The organism is Usitatibacter palustris (genome assembly GCF_013003985.1).
GTDB classification, from domain to species: Bacteria; Pseudomonadota; Gammaproteobacteria; order Burkholderiales; family Usitatibacteraceae; genus Usitatibacter; species Usitatibacter palustris.
Map to the genome: position 1 here is coordinate 1326106 of NZ_CP053073.1, position 15695 is coordinate 1341800.

19 protein-coding genes are annotated in these 15695 nt (G+C 65.7%); 15 read left to right on the top strand and 4 right to left on the bottom strand.

All coding sequences use genetic code 11. The features are described from left to right. Nucleotides 1–3 precede the first annotated feature (3 nt). Together DSM104440_RS06835 and DSM104440_RS06840 are read left to right on the top strand one after the other, a co-directional pair. Entirely contained in the window at nucleotides 4–1071 is a 1068-nt protein-coding gene (locus DSM104440_RS06835) for a sn-glycerol-3-phosphate import ATP-binding protein UgpC (protein ID WP_171161284.1), read from the top strand. Next, a complete protein-coding gene (locus DSM104440_RS06840; protein WP_171161285.1) occupies nucleotides 1068–1814 on the top strand; it encodes a GNAT family N-acetyltransferase in 747 nt (248 codons plus the stop codon). The genes DSM104440_RS06835 and DSM104440_RS06840 overlap by 4 nt, the downstream gene beginning before the upstream one ends. Before the next feature lie 22 nt (nucleotides 1815–1836). Here DSM104440_RS06840 and DSM104440_RS06845 read toward each other — a convergent pair whose 3' ends face one another. Together DSM104440_RS06845 and DSM104440_RS06850 are read right to left on the bottom strand one after the other, a co-directional pair. Then, a complete protein-coding gene (locus DSM104440_RS06845; RefSeq protein ID WP_171161286.1) occupies nucleotides 1837–3309 on the bottom strand; it encodes a carotenoid oxygenase family protein in 1473 nt (490 codons plus the stop codon). 2 nt (nucleotides 3310–3311) lie between these two features. Further along, on the bottom strand, nucleotides 3312–3731 hold the full coding sequence (locus DSM104440_RS06850) for a DUF2141 domain-containing protein (protein WP_171161287.1): 420 nt from the start codon (nucleotides 3729–3731) through the stop codon (nucleotides 3312–3314). A 132-nt stretch (nucleotides 3732–3863) separates the two neighbouring features. Between DSM104440_RS06850 and DSM104440_RS06855 the strand changes: the two genes are divergently transcribed. The 8 genes from DSM104440_RS06855 to DSM104440_RS06890 all read left to right on the top strand — a co-directional run bounded on the left by DSM104440_RS06855 (nucleotide 3864) and on the right by DSM104440_RS06890 (nucleotide 8187). Beyond that, entirely contained in the window at nucleotides 3864–4367 is a 504-nt protein-coding gene (locus DSM104440_RS06855; protein WP_171161288.1) for a CinA family protein, read from the top strand. 76 nt (nucleotides 4368–4443) lie between these two features. Next, the gene (locus DSM104440_RS06860) at nucleotides 4444–5031 is read left to right on the top strand and encodes a LexA family protein (RefSeq protein ID WP_171161289.1); all 588 of its coding nucleotides are present in this window, start codon (nucleotides 4444–4446) and stop codon (nucleotides 5029–5031) included. 87 nt (nucleotides 5032–5118) lie between these two features. Beyond that, nucleotides 5119–6150 carry a recombinase RecA gene (recA, locus tag DSM104440_RS06865; protein ID WP_171165761.1) on the top strand — a complete coding sequence of 344 codons (1032 nt, stop codon included), beginning with the start codon at nucleotides 5119–5121 and terminating at the stop codon, nucleotides 6148–6150. An 82-nt stretch (nucleotides 6151–6232) separates the two neighbouring features. Beyond that, entirely contained in the window at nucleotides 6233–6658 is a 426-nt protein-coding gene (locus DSM104440_RS06870; protein WP_246212110.1) for a regulatory protein RecX, read from the top strand. After that, nucleotides 6645–6797: a hypothetical protein gene (locus DSM104440_RS06875; RefSeq protein WP_171161290.1), complete on the top strand. Its 153-nt coding sequence runs from the start codon at nucleotides 6645–6647 to the stop codon at nucleotides 6795–6797. The genes DSM104440_RS06870 and DSM104440_RS06875 overlap by 14 nt, the downstream gene beginning before the upstream one ends. Nucleotides 6798–6803: 6 nt before the next feature. Further along, nucleotides 6804–7346: a cysteine hydrolase family protein gene (locus DSM104440_RS06880; protein ID WP_171161291.1), complete on the top strand. Its 543-nt coding sequence runs from the start codon at nucleotides 6804–6806 to the stop codon at nucleotides 7344–7346. Further along, the gene (locus tag DSM104440_RS06885; protein WP_171161292.1) at nucleotides 7343–7708 is read left to right on the top strand and encodes a VOC family protein; all 366 of its coding nucleotides are present in this window, start codon (nucleotides 7343–7345) and stop codon (nucleotides 7706–7708) included. The genes DSM104440_RS06880 and DSM104440_RS06885 overlap by 4 nt, the downstream gene beginning before the upstream one ends. After that, nucleotides 7705–8187 carry a DUF3224 domain-containing protein gene (locus tag DSM104440_RS06890; RefSeq protein ID WP_212758248.1) on the top strand — a complete coding sequence of 161 codons (483 nt, stop codon included), beginning with the start codon at nucleotides 7705–7707 and terminating at the stop codon, nucleotides 8185–8187. Before DSM104440_RS06885 ends, DSM104440_RS06890 begins: the two co-directional genes overlap by 4 nt. A 4-nt stretch (nucleotides 8188–8191) precedes the next feature. On the opposite strand, the gene DSM104440_RS06895 is transcribed toward DSM104440_RS06890, so the two are convergent. Next, entirely contained in the window at nucleotides 8192–8983 is a 792-nt protein-coding gene (locus DSM104440_RS06895) for a T6SS effector amidase Tae4 family protein (protein WP_171161293.1), read from the bottom strand. A 117-nt stretch (nucleotides 8984–9100) separates the two neighbouring features. Here DSM104440_RS06895 and DSM104440_RS06900 point away from each other — a divergent pair, with 117 nt between their 5' ends. From DSM104440_RS06900 to DSM104440_RS06915, 4 genes are all read left to right on the top strand, one after another. Then, on the top strand, nucleotides 9101–9325 hold the full coding sequence (locus DSM104440_RS06900; RefSeq protein ID WP_171161294.1) for a DUF167 domain-containing protein: 225 nt from the start codon (nucleotides 9101–9103) through the stop codon (nucleotides 9323–9325). Nucleotides 9326–9329: 4 nt separating this feature from the next. Next, nucleotides 9330–10406: a hypothetical protein gene (locus DSM104440_RS06905; protein ID WP_171161295.1), complete on the top strand. Its 1077-nt coding sequence runs from the start codon at nucleotides 9330–9332 to the stop codon at nucleotides 10404–10406. A gap of 68 nt (nucleotides 10407–10474) precedes the next feature. Next, on the top strand, nucleotides 10475–13096 hold the full coding sequence (alaS, locus tag DSM104440_RS06910; RefSeq protein ID WP_171161296.1) for an alanine--tRNA ligase: 2622 nt from the start codon (nucleotides 10475–10477) through the stop codon (nucleotides 13094–13096). Between the two features lie 79 nt (nucleotides 13097–13175). Next, nucleotides 13176–13727, top strand: coding sequence for an NUDIX domain-containing protein (locus tag DSM104440_RS06915; protein WP_171161297.1), 552 nt, complete (start codon nucleotides 13176–13178; stop codon nucleotides 13725–13727). On the opposite strand, the gene DSM104440_RS06920 is transcribed toward DSM104440_RS06915, so the two are convergent. Further along, on the bottom strand, nucleotides 13717–14919 hold the full coding sequence (locus tag DSM104440_RS06920; protein ID WP_171161298.1) for an O-antigen ligase family protein: 1203 nt from the start codon (nucleotides 14917–14919) through the stop codon (nucleotides 13717–13719). The two genes, DSM104440_RS06915 and DSM104440_RS06920, sit on opposite strands and share 11 nt — an antisense overlap. Before the next feature lie 38 nt (nucleotides 14920–14957). Here DSM104440_RS06920 and DSM104440_RS06925 point away from each other — a divergent pair, with 38 nt between their 5' ends. Beyond that, nucleotides 14958–15662, top strand: coding sequence for a GAF domain-containing protein (locus DSM104440_RS06925; RefSeq protein ID WP_171161299.1), 705 nt, complete (start codon nucleotides 14958–14960; stop codon nucleotides 15660–15662). Nucleotides 15663–15695: the final 33 nt, after the last annotated feature.

Here is a 15695-nt window from a genome sequence, read left to right on the forward strand (position 1 = left end):
GCAATGGCCGAAATCAGACTGAGCAGCGTCCGGAAGAGCTACACGAAGACCCTCCAGGTGATCCACGGCGTGGACGTGCAGATCGCCGACGGGGAATTCATCGTGATCGTCGGGCCCTCGGGCTGCGGCAAGTCCACGCTCCTTCGCATGATCGCCGGGCTCGAAACGATCACCGACGGCGAGATCGCCATTGCCGGCAGCCGCGTGAACGATGTCGAGCCCAAGGACCGCAACATCGCGATGGTGTTCCAGAACTACGCGCTCTATCCGCACATGAGCGTGTACGACAACATGGCCTATGGCCTTCGCATCCGCGGCCTGTCCAAGGCGGACATCGAGACGCGCGTGCAGCGCGCCGCGAAGATCCTCGAGCTCGGCTCGTTCCTGCAACGCAAGCCCCGCGAGCTCTCCGGCGGCCAGCGCCAGCGCGTGGCCATGGGGCGCGCCATCGTGCGTGAGCCGGCGGCGTTCCTCTTCGACGAGCCGCTCTCGAACCTCGATGCGAAATTGCGCGTGCAGATGCGCTTGGAGATCCAGAAGCTGCACCGCGAGCTCAAGACCACCAGCATTTTCGTGACGCACGACCAGGTGGAGGCGATGACGCTCGCCGACCGCATGATCGTGATGAACCTCGGCGTGGTGGAGCAGGTGGGCCGCCCGATCGAGGTCTACGACAAGCCCGCTTCCCTCTTCGTCGCCACGTTCATCGGCTCGCCGTCGATGAACCTGTTGCCCGGCAAGCGCGTGGGCGACGAGCTCGACATCGGCGGGGGCGTGCGCCTGCCCATTCCCGCGGATCAGCGCGCGAACGCCGGTGAGTTGGTGACGGCCGGCATCCGGCCCGAACACCTCGTTGCAGCCGGTCCGGGCCCGCAGTTCAAGCTCACCGTGGAAACGATCGAGGCGCTGGGTGCGGACTCGATGATCCACGGCCTCGTCGGCGATTCGGCGCTGGTGGCACGCGTCGACGGGCACGAGACGCCCGAACCCGGCGCGGCGCTCACCTTCTCGGTGATGCCCGGAAAGATCCACTTCTTCGACACCGCGTCGGGCAAGCGCCTCGCCGCATGACGTTGGACGCGTGGCGCCTGGAGGAGCTGAGCCTCAACTCCTCGGCGCCTCCCGGTCAGCTTCTCTACGACGGCTGGGTCCTGCGGCTGGCACCCGGCAAGGCGAAGCGCGCGCGGTCGATCAATCCCGTGTATCCCTCGGCCGTTCCGATCGCGGAGAAGATCGCCTATTGCGAGCAGTTGTACGCATCGGTCGGATTGCCGGCGATCTTTCGCATCACGCCCTTCACGCAACCGCCGGGTCTCGAAATGGAACTCGAGCAGCGCGGTTACGGGCGCTTCGACGTGACGGCGGTGGAAAGCGCGGCGCTGCAGCCCGAGCGCTTCGATGGCGCCACCGTCGAGTCGCTGCCTCTCGAGGAGTGGGTGGCGATCGTGGGCGCGCTGCGCCGCTCGTCGCGCGAGCAGTGCGCGGGCCATCTCTCGCGCCTGCAGGGGTGTCCGCTCGCGAAGCTGCCGGCCGTGTTGAAGGTCGAGGGCCGCGTGGTCGCCACCGGACTCACGATCATTGAAGGAGCCGCCGCGGGCATCTTCGACATCATCACCGACGAAACGCAGCGCCGCGCAGGGCATGCGCGCCGCCTCGTCGCGGGCCTGCTGGCGCACGCGTGGTCGCGGGGCGCTCGCGATGCGTACCTCCAGGTCGACCAGGCGAATACGCCGGCGCGCGACCTCTATCGCCAGTTCGGGTTCACGGAACGCTACCTCTACTGGTACCGAGGCCGCCCCGGCGAGCAGAACTAGAAAAGGGGACAGTCCCCTTTTTCTAGACCCACCGGCCGTGGAAGCACGAGGGCACCCAGTACGGGAGCCGCGCGATGGCGACCGGGCCTGCAGCGAGGTTGCCCGCTTCGAACACGTTCACGAGGCTCTGCTGGCGGCGGCTGTCGAAGCCCACGCCCACCAGCCACCCGTCGCCTTCCTTGCATGAACCCGGACGCGGCACGACGATGTGCTCCTCGAGGGAGACGCCCGCTTCGAATACGTAGCGATCCTCCTTGCCCGTCTCCGGATCCAGGCGCATCACGTAGTCGAAGCCCGAGTAGCCATCGTTGCGCACGGACCCGGGCATGAACAACTGGCGATGGCGGCGGCCGACGATCCGCGGATCCACGGCCGGGAACTCGCAGTTGCCCGTACGCATCTCCAGGCGCGCCTTGCCGGTCGAGGGATCGGCGGTGAGGAACGCCGCGTTCGTTGTCGGCGCGGGGATCGATTCGCCGGCCATCATCCGCGGCATCCAGTCGATCATGAGCGAGAGATTGTCGCTGCGCACGAAGTCCGCGCGGATCACGCCCTGCGCGTCCTCCCACGCGTTGCCGAAGTGGAAAAGGCTGAAAGCCTCGAGCTCGTACTCGCGGCGGCGCGAGAAGTCGGATTTGTCGATCGCGAGCACGCGCGTCGGGCGGTCCGGATGCCAGATGATCGATTCGGTGATGGCCTTGCCGGAGGAGAAGGCCTTGAAATCGAACTCCGCAGGCGGAAGGACGAAGACGATATGCCGCTCCGTGACCACGAAGTCGTGGACCATTCCCACTCCGCCCGACTCCACGACGCCAGAGCGCACGAGCGTGCCATCAGGCGCGAAGTGGTAGAGCACGAGGTTCTTGCCGAACGCGCCGAAATTCCACGTCGTGCCGTCGGGCTCGACCTTCGGATGCGCGGAGAACGGCAGCTTCGCAAGCTCGCGGCTGAATGCGACCGGCCCGATCGTCTCGAGCGTATTGGGGTCGAGCGCATACGCCGAGCCGCCTTCCCACAGCGCGAGCAGTTGCCCCTTCAGGAGCAGGACGCTCGTGTTCGCCGTGTTGAACGAGTCGGAGCTCGTGATCGGCATGCCGGCCTTGACCCGCGTGCCGAAGCCGTTGATCAGGAACTTTCCGGCCTGCGCTTCGGCCTTGAATTTCTCGGTGCGCACGAACCGCGCGCGGTGGGACACGCCCTTGTCCGTGAAGCGATACGCGTGCACGAGGCCGTCGCCATCGAAAGGGTGCAGGTAGCGCTCGCCGCCGCGCTCGAAGAGCCCGGGGCCGTTGCGAAAGAACGTGCCGCGAAGCTCGGGCGGAAGCTTGCCCTCGATCGCGAGCGAGTCGCAGGAAACATCCTGCCCGTCGAACCCGCGCATCGGCGTGTGCCGCGGATTGAAGGCGGGCGTGCCGGACTTCGCCATGCCCGTCGTGGGAAGGGCCGCGACCAAGCCAGTCGCCGCCACCGAGGAGAGAAACGCGCGTCGTTCCATGGTCAGCCCTTCAGGTTGATGACGATTCGCGTGCCGGAGGCCGGGACCTGGATGCGCGCGTCCTCGAACTTCGGCGGGCCGAATGAGCCGGTGGCGTCATTGCTGAAGCCGATCGGCTCGATCGGAATGCGCATCACGTTGGTGTCGAGCTTTCCGTTGCTGTCGATGTCCTGGTAGATCGAGACCGCGTACACCCCAGCCTCGAGTCCCTCGATCGACACGGTCACGCTCGGCATCGCGGCCGGAACGCGCGCGTACTTCAGCGGCTTGCCCAACCACTGGTCGGCCTTGTCGTAGACCGCGACCATGATGTTTCCCTTGGCCTCGGTGATCCCTTTGACTTCGATGGCGATGTCGGCGGCCGATGCGGCGGCGGACAAGGCGAGCGTGGAGCAGGCGAGTGCGGCTTGCAGGCGGTTCATGGTTTTCTCCCGGCGTTGACGATGGCCGGACGTTAGATGTCGCCCGCGGACGCCGTGGATCATTTGCGACGAACCGCCGCCCTCCGTCGCCAATCGACCGATGGGGGGTCGAACGGCTATCGTTACGGCGCCATGGAAGACGACCGCATCACCGCCCTCGCGCGCCAGCTCGGCGAAGCCTGTCATTTGCGCCGCCGGGTGCTGGCACTGGCCGAGTCCTGCACCGGCGGGGGTGCGTGCGAAGCGATCACTCGCATCCCGGGCAGCTCCGGCTGGCTCGACCGCGGGTTCGTGACGTACAGCAACGAAGCCAAGATGGAACAGCTCGGCGTGAAGGAAGACACGCTCCTCGACTACGGCGCGGTCTCAGAAGCGACCGCGCGCGAGATGGTCCTCGGGGCGCTTCGCTGGAGCCGGGCGGATACGGCGGCGGCGATCACCGGCATTGCCGGTCCGGACGGCGGCAGCCCGGGGAAACCGGTGGGTCTGGTGTGGTTCGGCTGGTGCGTCCGGGGTGGCGCAGCCCGCCTCGAGTCCCGCCAGTTCGCCGGGGACAGAACGGAAGTTCGCAGGCAAGCCATTGAATTTGTTCTGAAAGGCCTTATCCAGGCCCTGGAGAAGTCACCAGAGGCTTGACAACAGAACACTCGTTCTGTAGCTTGAACAGAACACTCGTTCTGTCAGCCCTTCCTCGCGAGGGGCGTTCAAGCAAATGAAGCCGCAGCTGGATCCCATCTACCTGGAGAAACTCCAGGACTACTACGCCGAGCACAAGGTGATTCCGTCGTATTCCGTGCTCGCGACGCTGTGGGGGATCTCGGCGAAGAGCTGGGTTTCGGAGTGCGTGAAGCGCTACGAAGAGGTAGGCATCCTCGGCTGGACGCCCGACAAGCAGCTCAAGCCCGGCGCGCGCTTCTTCGAGCGCCGCCTCACGGACCAGCCGGTCCAGGCGGGCCTGCCCAATCCCGCGATCTCCGATGGGTACGACCTCATCACCCTGGACGATTACCTCGTGAGACTGCCTTCCAAGACCTCGCTCGTGCGAGTGAAGGGCGAGTCGATGATCGATGCCGGCATCCACGACGGCGACCTGATCATCGTCGAGCAGCAACCCAATGCAAACATCGGCGAGATCGTCGTGGCGATCGTCGACAACGAATTCACCGTGAAGTACCTGGATCGGGAAAAGAATGGCCAGTTCGTCCTGAAGCCCGCGAACAAGGCCTTTCCGGTCATCCGCCCTCGAGGTGGCCTGGAGATTTTCGGTGTGATGGCAGGCCTGGCGCGTCGCACGCGCTAAGGCCTGGGCGGAACTCAATAAACGTCAACGTAAGGGATAATTCCAATGCTCAAAGTCATCTCCACTCCTCCGGCCACCGATTCCAAGATGGACGAAAACAAGTCGAAGGCGCTCTCCGCCGCGCTTTCGCAGATCGAGAAGCAGTTCGGCAAGGGCTCGATCATGAAGATGGGCGATCGCGATGTGTCGCGTGATATTCAAGCGGTCTCCACCGGCTCGCTGGGCCTGGACATGGCGCTCGGCATCGGCGGCCTGCCCCGCGGTCGCGTCTGCGAAATCTACGGTCCGGAATCCTCGGGCAAGACCACGCTCACGCTGCAGGTCATCGCCAACATCCAGAAGCTCGGCGGCACGGCGGCCTTCATCGATGCGGAACATGCGCTCGATCCGCAGTACGCGCAGCGCCTCGGTGTCGATATCTCGGAGCTCCTGCTTTCGCAGCCGGACAACGGCGAACAGGCCCTCGAGATCGCAGACATGCTCGTGCGCTCGGGCTCGGTCGATTGCGTCGTGGTCGATTCCGTCGCCGCGCTCACGCCCAAGGCCGAAATCGAAGGCGAGATGGGCGAGCCCCAGATGGGCCTGCAGGCGCGCCTCATGTCGCAGGCGCTGCGCAAGCTCACCGCCAACATCAAGCGCTCCAACACGCTGGTGATCTTCATCAACCAGATCCGCATGAAGATCGGCGTCATGTTCGGCAACCCGGAAACCACCACGGGCGGCAACGCGCTCAAGTTCTACGCCTCGGTGCGCCTCGACATCCGCCGCATCGGCTCGATCAAGAAGGGCGAAGAGGTCATCGGCAACGAGACGCGCGTGAAGGTCGTGAAGAACAAGGTCGCGCCCCCGTTCCGCGTCGCCGATTTCGACATCCTCTACAACGAGGGGATCTCCCGCGAAGGCGAGATCATCGAGATGGGCGTGATCCACCGCATCGTGGAAAAGTCCGGCGCCTGGTACGCCTACAACGGCGAGAAGATCGGCCAGGGCAAGGACAACGCGCGCGAGTTCCTGAAGGAAAACCCGGCCATCTCGCAGGAGATCGAGCGGAAGATCCGCGAGGCCATCGGCATCGTGGGCGGGTTGCCGCAAGTCGTTGACCCCGCTGAAGCCGAGTAGGTCGGGATCATTCCCATCCTGAACGATCGTGGCCTGGGCCTTCATGTCTTCCCGGACAGAACCGTCGCTCCGCGCAAGGGCCTTGCGGCTCCTTGCGCGGCGTGAGCACTCCCGCGAGGAGTTGCGCCGAAAGCTCGCGCGGGACGTGGAAGCGCAGGGCGAAGTCGAAGCTTTGTTGGACGACCTTAGCGCCCGCGGTTGGCTCTCAGATGTGCGATTCGCCGAGTTGACGGCGCGAGCCAAGGCTTCTCGCTTTGGCCCGCTGAAGCTCGCGCACTACCTGAAGAGCCGTGGCATCGCCGACGAAGCCATCGTCGCCGGCGTGCAGGCCGCGGGCGCCGATGGCCGGGCGCAGGTCGCCGTGGTCTGGCGCACGCGCTTCAAGGCCGCGCCGAATGACGAGCGGGAAAAACTGAAGCACGTGCGTTTTCTCCAGGGCCGGGGCTTTCCCCTCGACGAGATCTTCCGCTTCCTGAAGGAATTGGAGACATCAAATGAACCCGCGTAACCAGAACCTCATTTCGATCGGCGTCGTGCTCGTGGCGCTGGTCATCGGCAGCAGCAAGTGGCTGCCCATCGGCGGCACGCCCGAGAGGGAGCTGCAGCCCTCGGTCGAGGCTTGCTGCACCTCGGCACGAGCCGGCTAGGCCTCGATGAAGTCGGCCCTGGTCATCATCGACATGCAGCGCGCCCTTTGCGTGGGCGAGTGGGCCATGGCGGACGTCGATCGCGTGATCGAGAGGATCAACACGCTCAGCGCGAGAGCAAGGGCGGCGAGCATTCCTGTTTTCCTCGTGCAACACGAGGAAGGCGAGGGGCCGCTCCGGTTTGCGGCGGAGGGTTGGCAACTCGCCGATACGCTCGCGATTGCGCCCGGCGATCACCGCGTCCGCAAGACCACGCCCAATTCCTTCCACGACACCGATCTCCACGAGATGCTCCAGGAGCGCGGTGTCGAGCGCCTCGTGGTCTGCGGGCTGCAAAGCGATTTCTGCGTGGACACGACGGTCCGCCAGGCGCTCGCACTCGGCTACGAGGTCGCGTTGCCCTCCGATGCCCACGCCACGATGGATAACGGCGTGCTCAAGGCCGCGCAGATCGTGGCGCACCACAACGCAACGCTGGCGAACATGACGAGCTTCGGCCCGCGCGTGGCGGTCGTGCCCGCGACCGAAGTGAAAATGGAGGCCTCATGATTCTCGGACTGCGAACCGCGCTCTATCCGGCACCCGATCTCGCCCGCGCCAAGGCGTGGTACGAGAAGGTCCTCGAACGCAAACCGTATTTCGACGAACCGTTCTATGTGGGCTTCTCGGTGGGTGGCTTCGAGCTGGGCCTCGTGCCCGACGAAATCCCCGACATCGACGGAGCGCGCCCGCTGTGGGGCGTGGACAACGCGGAAGCCGCGTACGCGGAGCTGATCAAGCTTGGCGCTACGCCGCTCGAGCCCGTGAAGGATGTCGGCGACGGCATCAAGGTCGCCGCGGTGAGGGATCCCTTCGGCAACCGCTTCGGGATCATCGAGAACCCCCAGTTCAATCCCGAGGCCGTCCTGTGAAGCACGCGCGCACCATCGTGCTTCCGCTGGCACTCGCCGCGGCCATCACCCATTCGTACGCTCAAACGCCCATGACCCACCGCGCCACCGGTCCCTTCGAAGTGAAGATGACGCCGCAATCGTCCGACGACATTGGCGATGGCGCTCCTCTTGCTCGCATGTCGCTCGAAAAGAAATTCAGCGGCGACCTCGAAGCCAGCGGCAAGGGCGAGATGCTCACCGGCATGACGGCGACCAAGGGCTCCGCGGCGTACGTTGCGATCGAGCGCGTCACCGGCAAGCTCAAAGGCAGGAGCGGCACGTTCCTGTTGCAGCACCGCGGCACCATGACGCGCGGCGCGCCGGACCTCGCGGTCATCGTCGTGCCCGATTCGGGCACGGGCGAACTCACCGGCATCACGGGCAAGATGGGCGTGCGCATCGAAGCCGGCGGCAAGCACTTCTACGACTTCGACTACACGCTCCCCGATTCGCGCTGATGTCCTACTGAAGCTTCACGTAGGTCGCGCTCACGTATCGGTTGTTGCCGATGTTGTAGAAATTGTTGGTCACCGCGCCCGTGATCGTAACCACGGTCCCACGCTCCAGATTGCCGACGATGGCTGCCGACGAGGAAGGCCCCGAACGCACATTCGTCGTCGCCGTCAGGATCCCCGTCTTGGCGGCCGCGGCCGTGGTCGTGGCCTTCGGTTCCCACAAGTGGATCTGCTTGGCGAGCGCGAAGTACTCCTTCCCCGCCACCTTCTGGCCGTCCCAGAGGTCCATGTGGCCGGATGCATCGCTCCACCCGACGTCGTGGAACAAGATGATGCCGCGCCTGCCCTTGAGCGCCTGCGGTGCCGTGCCATAGGGACCCGACTTGAGGCTGAGGGTCGGTTGGCCGTACTTGGACGTGAGCCACGTTCGAAATTCGGCGGCGCTGTAGGCGTAGTTGAGCTTGTCCGCGCCCTTGAGCGTGCGCATCCCCGCGTTGGTGTTCGCCGCCGGGATCGGGGCGCCCGAAAGATTGAACGCGCGGGACAGTCGAACCGCGGAGGTATTGGTAATCCAGGGCTCGTCTACCTTTCCGCCGATGCGCTTCCTGACCTCTTCGTCGCTACCCGTGGGGAAGTTCTTCAGGAGTAGTTCGATGGGTGGAATGCCTGTGCCCGCCGGTGCCGGTGCGGCAACCTTGCCGGACGGGACCGGCTGCGCGACCGCAGCCAGTGCGACGAACAGGGCCAGCGCTCCGCCAACTCGTACGGCTTCCCCGGTGACTGCGATCAAGCGGTTCATGTGCGCTCCCTGCGTTGGTTGTTGTCGTTCTGGGTGGACCCAGCGAGACTAGTATCCGCCGAGTATGCCGCGACGGAAGGCGGCTAAAGTCTCGGTTGGTGCCCCCAAAGGTCCGTGGTGAAAACGATCCAGGTCAAGGTGAAGCCCAATGCACGAACCTCCGAGCTCACCGAGCAGCCCGACGGCACGTGGGTCGCCAGCGTGAAAGCCACACCCGTCGATGGCAAGGCCAACGCGGAGTTGATCGCCCTCGTCGCGAAGCGCTTCGGCACGACAAAAGCGGCAGTCTCGATCAAGACCGGCGCGTCGGGCCGGGTGAAGCGCATCCAGGTCGCGGAATAGGCGCATGTCGACCACCTTCGAGATCTTCGAGTATCCCGCGCCTCGCACCTATACCGAGTCGGAGCTCATCGTGGACTGGCTCCGGGACCACGGCCCATCGGGCAATCCGCGCTTCCACGAGCTCATCCGCCGCCTGACGGCAGTCCACCCGTGCATCACGACCATTCCCGAGGACGAGCAGGAAGAACGCGGCGTGTGGATCGACGGCCCGCTGGGAGGCGAATCGGACCGGGGCGTCTACGTCCTGGGCATCCAGACGCAGCGCCTCACCGACGTCTTTCCCTTCGTTTGCGACACCGCCAACGAGATCGGGCTCAACGTCCACAGCGATGGATTCGTCTATCGCGCCGACGGGATGGTGCTCGACATTCGCGACGACAACGGCCATGAGCGCGTGTCCTCGACCGGCATCGATCTCACGCGGCTCACGGACCAGCTCGCCGCGCAGTTCGAGCCGCTCGCTCGCCCGCACGGGTTTCGCAAGATCGGCTTCTACCTCGTCCGCGGCATCGAAGGCGGTTGGCAATGCTTCCTGCCGGTCGTGCACGAGCACAGCGACGGCCGGATCGTGGTGGACGTCAACATCCAGACGTATCGCTATGACGTGATGCGCCTCGTCCACAAACTCGACCCCGAGCGCCATTGCGGCAATGCGCACGGCAGGGCCTTCGCCCTTTCCGCCTACGAATTCCACAAGGCTCCGATCGTGATGAACGGGCCGGGCGACTTCCTCGGGGTGATTCGCACCCTGACGCCCTATGTCGTGAAGAACCTCCTCCCGGGCGCGGACGAATGCGCGACGATCGAGGGACTCGACAGCGTGATGAACACCGGCCGCACGATGTTCCGTCATTACCCGCTGAACCACCTCGTCGTCTCTCGCCTGGCCGACAGCCGCGCGTACGACACGCTCTATGACCTGCTGATCGAACAGGGGCATGTCCCGGACGAGATGATGGTGTTCTTCCAGGTCGCGCGACAGAGCCTTGCCCACCGGGTTTCCTCGAAACACGAGACGGTGGTCCACGTGAGCTTCGGCCCGGGTGGCGGCAAGAGCGGGGTCATCCACCCGGAGAAGTAGCAACCCTCTGTTATCATTGCAATTTCCCCGCGCGCGACCCCATCGCGCGTCGCAACGCACCCAACCGAATGAAAACCAAAGAAATTCGCCAGAAGTTCATCGACTACTTCGCGTCGAAGGGCCACCAGCCCCTCGCCTCCAGCCCGCTCGTTCCCGGCAACGATCCGACGCTGCTCTTCACCAACGCGGGCATGGTCCAGTTCAAGGAAGTGTTCCTCGGCACCGAGAAGCGCCCGTACCTGCGCGCCGTCACCTCGCAGCGCTGCGTGCGCGCGGGCGGCAAGCACAACGACCTGGAGAACGTGGGCTACACCGCGCGCCACCACACGTTCTTCGAGATGCTCGGCAACTTCAGCTTCGGCGATTACTTCAAGCGCGATGCGATCAAGTTCGCGTGGGAGCTGCTCACCGTCCACTACGGATTGCCCGCGGAGAAGCTCTGGACCACGGTCTACGCCACCGACGACGAGGCGTTCGACATCTGGACCAACGAGATCGGCGTTCCGAAGGATCGCTGCGTGCGCATTGGCGACAAGCCGGGCGGTCGCAAATACGAGAGCGACAACTTCTGGCAGATGGCCGACACCGGCCCGTGCGGCCCGTGCTCGGAAATTTTCTACGACCACGGCCCCGGCGTCGAAGGCGGGCCTCCGGGTTCTCCGGACGCGGAAGGCGATCGCTACATCGAGATCTGGAACCTGGTCTTCATGCAGTTCAACCGCGATGAAGCCGGCACGATGCACCCGCTGCCCAAGCCCTCGGTCGATACGGGCATGGGCCTCGAGCGCCTCACCGCGGTCCTGCAGCACGTCACGTCCAACTACGAGATCGATCTCTTCCAGTCGCTCGTGAAGGCGGCGGCGCGCGAGACGAACACGAAGGACCTCACGTCGGCGAGCCTGCGCGTGATCGCGGATCACATTCGCGCCTGCGCCTTCCTCGTGTGCGACGGCGTCATTCCCGGCAACGAAGGCCGCGGCTACGTGCTGCGCCGCATCGCGCGCCGCGCCATGCGCCACGGCTACAAGCTCGGCCAGAAGAAGCCCTTCTTCTACAAGATCGTCGCGGACCTCGTCGCCGAAATGGGCGAAGCGTTCCCGGAGTTGAAGCGTGAGCAGGCCCGCGTGACCGCCACGCTCGAGCAGGAAGAGAAGCGCTTCGGCGAGACGCTGGAAAACGGCATGGCGATGCTCGATACGGCGCTTGCCGGCAACGCGAAGCGCCTCGACGGCGAAACCGCGTTCAAGCTCTACGACACCTACGGCTTCCCCGTCGACCTCACTGCCGACATCGGCCGCGAACGCGGCTTCGACATCGACATGGAGGCGTTCGACAAGGCGATGAGCGCGCAGCAGGAGCGCTCCCGCGCGGCGAGCAAGTTCAAGGGCGGCACGCAGCTCGACTACAAGGGTGCCAAGACCGCGTTCAAGGGCTACGAGTCGCTGTCCGAGGAAGGCCGCGTGGTCGCGCTCTACAAGGAGGGCAGCGTCGTCGATCGCCTCGAGGCGGGCGACACCGGCATCGTCGTGCTCGACAAGACGCCTTTCTACGCGGAATCCGGCGGACAGGTCGGCGACCGTGGCGAGCTCAGCAAGGGCGGCACCTGCCTCACGCTCTTCGACGTGCAGGACACGCAGAAGATCCAGCCCGACGTCTTCGGCCATTACGGCACGGTGAAGACGGGCGAGCTCAAGGTCGGTGACGCGGTTGCCGCGCAGGTGGACATGGACAAGCGCTCGCGCACAGTGCGACATCACTCGGCGACCCACCTCATGCACAAGGCGCTGCGTGAAGTGCTCGGCACCCATGTGCAGCAGAAGGGTTCGCTCGTGGACGAAGACAAGACGCGCTTCGACTTCAGCCACAACGCCCCGATGACCGGCGAGCAGATCCGCCGCGTCGAGACGATCGTGAATTCGGAGATCCTCAAGAACGAATCGACCAACGCCCGCGTGATGCCCATCGATGACGCGCAGAAGCTCGGCGCGATGATGCTCTTCGGCGAGAAGTACGGCGACGAAGTGCGCGTGCTCGACATCGGCTCGTCGCGCGAACTTTGCGGCGGCACGCACGTGGCGCGCACCGGCGACATCGGTCCGTTCCGCATCGTGGCCGAAGGCGGTGTCGCGGCCGGCGTGCGGCGCGTGGAAGCGATCACGGGCACCGTGGCGCTCGCGTATGGGGCGCAGGAATCGCAGCGCCTCGCGCGCGTGGCCGATGCGCTCAAGGCCCAGCCCCAGGAAGTCGAGGCCAAGCTCGCGCAGGTGATGGAAACGGTGAAGGCGCTCGAGAAGGAAGTCGCGCGCCTCAAGGGCAAGATGGCCGCAAGCCAGGGCGACGACCTCGCCGGCAGCGCGATCGAGGTGAAGGGCGCGAAGATCCTTGCCGCGAAGCTCGAGGGCGCGGACGTGAAGACGCTGCGCGATACGCTCGACCAGCTGAAGAACAAGCTCGGCAGCAGCGCGATCGTGCTCGCCGCGGCCGATGGCGACAAGGTGAGCCTTATCGCCGGCGTCTCCGCGGACCTCACCGGCAAGGTGAAGGCGGGCGAGCTCGTGAACTTCGTCGCCACGCAGGTCGGCGGCAAGGGCGGCGGGCGCCCCGACATGGCGCAGGCCGGCGGCACCAATGCGGCGGGTCTTCCCGCAGCACTCGAATCGGTGAAGGGCTGGGTTGAGCAACGACTCTAGGAATTGTCATCCCGAGGTCCGCGTCTAACTGTCATCCTGAGGGCCGCAGCGCCCGAAGGACCTGCTTGAACAAAGTCCCATGACCCTCGAGCGTTTCAATTTCTGTCCCCGTTGTGCCAAGCCCCTGACTGACCGCGAGCTCGTGGCAGACGGCGTCACGAGCCTGCGCCGCGCTTGCGATGCAGCATGCGGCTATATCCAGTGGGGCAACCCCACGCCGGCCGTCGGTGCGTTGGTCGAGCACGACGGCGAGATCATCCTCGCGCGCGGGCAGGGCTGGCCGGATGGCTGGTTCGCGCTCGTCACGGGTTACCTCGAGCCGCTCGAGGATCCGAAGCTGGGCGTTGCGCGCGAAGTGAAGGAAGAGCTCGGCCTCGAGACGGTCGAGACGAACCTCATCGGCAACTACATCTTCGAGCGCAAGAACGAAGTGATGCTCTGCTATCACGTCGTCACGAGGGGTGAAGTGAAGCTCGGCGAGGAGCTCGCCGAGTACAAGCGCTATGCGCCGAAGGACCTGCGGCCCTGGCCGCGCGCTACCGGCTTCGCCGTCGCCGACTGGATGCGTTCACGCGGGCTCGAAGTGAAGTTCCTCGAGCGCCCGCCGCTCGACACCGTCATCAAGAAGTAGCTGCGGCTGAGGCTGCCGCGGCGCGCATGCGCCGCATGCCTAACCCCACGAGTCCACCCACAATCGCCCAGAAGAGCAGGGCGTTCTGCCGCGCCCAGAGGTCGTCGGTGAAATTGCGCACGAGGGTTCCCGCGACCACCGCGACCAGGGCCGCGCCGCTCAGGCGCGCGGTGACGTCCGTGCTGCGCGCGAGCGTGAGCCCCGCGAGCCCGATCGCCGCGAACAGCAGGCTGATCAGCACGACCCCGGGCACACCCAGCTGCACGCCGGCATCGAGGAAGATGTTGTGCCCATGCCAGATGAGGTTGTTGTCGAACTTCTTCTGCAGCTCTTTGCGCAGGATGCCGCGGCCATAACCGTGGCCCAGGATCGGCCGCGACTCGATGCGCTCGATGGCATCCGCCCAGAGTGCGGGGCGCGGATCGCCGCGCTGCGCGAGCGCCTTCGCCGCCGGCGAGCCTTCGGAAAAACGGACGGTGTGCGCGATGGTGACTTGCGCGATCGCGAACACGAGGGCGATGACGCCGAGGGCCGCGAGGCGGCGCGCGTCGGCCTTGATCGGGCGAACGAGCAGTGCCACGAGGATGATCTCGACCGCGAGCCCGGGCCAGACCGTGCGATTGAGCGTGGCGAGGGCGGCCACGAGCAACGCGAGCGCCATCGTGAATCCCAGGCGGCGCGCGGCGACACCCGCGCCCGGGACGAGGGCCGCGGCGCATGCCACGGGAAAGAGTGTCAGCACGACGCTCGAGAGATTGCCGGGTCCGCCGAAGGGAATGTCGGGAACCTCGACGGTGCCGAACGCAAGGAAGTAGCCGCCGGCGAGCAGGCCCAGCGCCACGCTGACGGTGGCGAGCACCGGCATCAGGATGCGCTCCGCACCCTCGCGCATCAGCGCGTACTGCGCGACCACGATCATGATCGCGCCGTAGAAGAACTCCGAGCGCAGCTCCGAGGCCGTGTAGTCGGGATCGATCGACCAGCCCATCGACAGCACCGACCACCCGAACCACGCGAGCCAGCAGGTCACGAACGGCGGGGCGAGATCCTTCCAGCGCGGACCGACGCGGTACGCGATCACGATCGTCGCGGCGAGCGCGATCGCGAGCAGGAGCCGGACGAGTGCGGCCGTGTGAGAAAATGGCAATGTCGCCATCAGCGCGGCGATCGCCACGACGAGTGCGCGATTCATTTCCGAGAGGGTTGCAAGCTGGAGCCAGAGAGTCGCCGATGAGCGAACCCACCGTCAAGCGCATCAGCGCCTACCTGCGCATGGCGGGGCTCGAGAGCCTCGTCGGGCGCGAGGCCGATATCGAGCTCGCGATCCATGATCTCGTCAGTGCGATGGCGGGCGCGGTCGAGGTCGAAGACCCCGCCGCCCTCTACGCGTATCCCGTGCCGATGCTGAGCGAGGACGGCTCGTGCTCGATCGTCGACCAGCTGGCACCGGTGCCCTACAACCTCATTGGCATCCTCGGCGGCCGCTCCGAGCAGACGACGCGGCGCCTTGCCATGCTTCGGCGGCTTGTCGCCCGTGCGCAGGAGACGACCGGCGCAGACTGGATCGGGATCTACCAGGCCCGCAAGAATTCCGCGGGCGTGCCGGTCCTCGTGAAGCTCGCTTACCTCGGTCGACCCAGCCGCGCCGAGTTTCCGCTCACGCACGAGTTCGCCGCATCGAGCACCAACAGCACGGTGGGACTGACCGGTCGCGCGACGGTGATCGAGGATGTGCGCCGGCATGTCGCCTCGGGGGGCAGCTTCTACGTGTGCGATGCGGACGTGCAATCGGAGGCGTGCGTTCCGATCCTCTCGGAGACGCACGAGGTCGCGGGCATCATCGACGCCGAATCGCGCGAAGGTGGCTTCTTCGGCGCCAAGCGCCTCACCGTGCTCGCTGCGCTGGCTCTCGTTGCGCCCGCGGTCCTTCCGTGAAGTAGAGGGGTCAGATCCCTTAACTTTCGAGCG